The organism is Rhodococcus sp. no. 34 (assembly GCF_054589475.1).
Map to the genome: position 1 here is coordinate 1 of NZ_BAAILK010000022.1, position 2368 is coordinate 2368.

General features: G+C 64.4%; 2 protein-coding genes and 1 pseudogene. 2 read left to right on the plus strand and 1 reads right to left on the minus strand.

Annotated features, from left to right (window positions below; genetic code table 11):
• Positions 1 to 194: 194 nt before the first annotated feature.
• Positions 195 to 557, plus strand: coding sequence for a DUF3817 domain-containing protein (locus tag ACYP01_RS05565; protein WP_459678870.1), 363 nt, complete (start codon positions 195 to 197; stop codon positions 555 to 557).
• 105 nt (positions 558 to 662) lie between these two features.
• Entirely contained in the window at positions 663 to 1559 is an 897-nt protein-coding gene (locus ACYP01_RS05570; protein WP_030537899.1) for a tetratricopeptide repeat protein, read from the plus strand.
• A gap of 18 nt (positions 1560 to 1577) precedes the next feature.
• On the opposite strand, the pseudogene ACYP01_RS05575 reads toward ACYP01_RS05570, so the two are convergent.
• Positions 1578 to 2368: pseudogene (locus tag ACYP01_RS05575) on the minus strand (metallopeptidase); the annotation flags it as partial.

Genomic DNA, 2368 nt, shown 5'->3' on the forward strand with positions numbered 1-2368 from the left:
ACTGCAACGCCGCGGCGGCGGCATCGGCGCAGCCGCACTCTGCGGCGGCGGCGGACAAGGCGACGCACTCATCGTCCGCGTCCCCAAGGCCTGAGTGTCTAAATACACCTGAACGAGCGCTCTCGCTCTGCGACGCCCCGTGGTTTTCCTCACACAACTACGGGGCGTCGTAGTTGTTCGGGCACAATGGCCTCATGGCGAACATCTTTGACGTATCCACTCCCGCGAAACGCTTCCGTCTGGTGGCGTGGTGGGAAGCTGTGACCTGGGCGGCCTTGCTGGTTGCCATGTTCTTCAAGTGGGTCCTCGGACACGAAGAAGCGATTCGCATCCCCGGAATGGTCCACGGAACCGCCGGCTTCCTGGTGTTCATCGTTGTTGCACTCCTGACCGCGTGGTCGCTCAAGTGGGACGTCAAGACCACGATCCTTGCGCTGATCTCGAGCGTTCCGCCCTTCGGCACCGTCATCTTCGAACGCTGGGCAGTGCGAAACGGCAAGCTCGGTGAGCTGTCCACGGAGTTCGAGGCGTCCAAGTGCAACGCGGCGCTCGTCTGAGTGCTGCATCCCTCTACGTAGCTTCTCGCAACTCGTGACAAACTGGGAGCCGTGACTCGACCAGGTTCCAGGCCCCCCGCGCGTTCGTCCGCAGTTGCTGCCGCCATGAGCGGCGCAGTCGACTTGTCCGCCTTCAAAGAGCGGGCCACGGCCCCACCACCGCCGCGTAACACCAGCGGCGACGGGGCCGTTTCTGCTGTCTCCGGGGCAGTGATCGAGGTGACCGAGGAGAACTTCGAAAGCGAAGTCCTGCTGAAGTCGAGCCAGGTGCCGGTGATCGTCAACATCGGTGGCCGCGCATACGAGCCCTCGGTCGTATTCACCGAAGTTCTCGAATCATTTGCAGCGCGAGCCGGCGGCAAGTGGATTCTTGCCAACGTCGACGTCGACGTGAGTCCTCGCATCGCGCAGGCTTTCGGCGTCCAGTCGGTGCCGACGGTTGTTGCCGTCGCGGCCGGTCAGCCGTTGGCCGATTTCCAGGGCGCTCAGCCGGAGGCGCAGCTCAGCCAGTGGTTCGACGCAGTCCTCCAAGCTGTCGAGGGCAAGTTGAGTGGGCCGGTCTCCGACGCGGACGAACCGGTGGAGGAGGTCGAGGATCCTCGCTTCGTGGCCGCTGAAACCGCGCTGGACGAGGGCGATCTCGACGCCGCCATCGCTGCGTACCAGGAAATTCTCGACGCCGAACCCAACAATGCGGAGGCCAAGAGCGCTGTCCGCCAGGTGAAGTTCATGGCTCGGGTTCAGGGTGTCGATCCCGAGTCGATTGCGGCCGCGGATGCTGATCCGTCCGATCTCGAACTGCAGTTCGCTGCGGCCGACCTGGAAATGTTCGCCCAGCAACCCGAGGCGTCGTTCGCCCGCTTGATCTCGGTGGTCTCGCGAACTGCCGGCGACGACAAGGCTGCCGCTCGGACGCGCCTGCTCGAACTGTTCGAACTGTTCGACCCGGCAGAACCGATCGTCATCGCGGCCCGTCGTAAGTTGGCTTCCGCTCTCTACTGACGTGTGGACCGGCAGTCGCTACTCCGTGTAGCGGCTGTCGCACACTTCCCGGCCACCGAGAACGCCGGTCCGGAACGCGTCGACACGTGCGAACCCGCTCGGAACCGTCTCACCGTTGACATCACTGGCAGCCAGGCCGTCGGTCAGCAGCCCCGATACGGCTTCGTCGAGGTCGCCGGGGGAGAGTGTGACCTGTGCTCCGGACGCCGCGGCGTTGGTGGGACTGAGCGCTGCGGTGATGACGCCGGACAAGCAGGCGGCGCGCAGGGCAGTCTGCGGAGTGTCGAGCGATTGACCGTTCTCCTTCTGCATCGCGAGGGTGTACCTCGACGCGAGCAGGACATAGGCGTTGTAGTCACCGGTGATGTTGGTCTGGATCAACTCGCGTCGCCCGACGCGACCCGGCGTGCCGCGCTCGGCAAGGTCGTCGACGCTGATTCCGATGGTGTTCGTCGACGGGCAGTACGAGACGGGTTCGGTCGCAACGGCATCGCTGCACCCGGTGTCTGCGCCGGTGAACACGACCTTCGGCGGCTCGGGTAGATCGAAGATCGCTTGGAAGGTCTTCACGAACTCGTCGAGAGTTGCCTCGGTGACGGGCAGTTCTCCGGAATCGTTGCCCTCGGCGAACTGCTGCGGGAGGTCTGCACGTCGTGACTCGATTTCGTCGGCGTCCATCTTCGCGCACGCACCGGCGCCGTCGGTGAAGCCGATCTGAGTGGCGGTGACGCGCTCGAACGCCGAACCATGGTGGCTCTCAGGATCATTAGGGTCTTCGTCGCGGATGGCGACCGCCGACGCCAACACCT

Coding starts and splice junctions, on each gene's coding strand:
- ACYP01_RS05565 (WP_459678870.1), top strand. CDS start 195: ATGGCGAACATCTTTGACGTATCCACTCCCGCGAAACGCTTCCGTCTG.
- ACYP01_RS05570 (WP_030537899.1), top strand. CDS start 663: ATGAGCGGCGCAGTCGACTTGTCCGCCTTCAAAGAGCGGGCCACGGCC.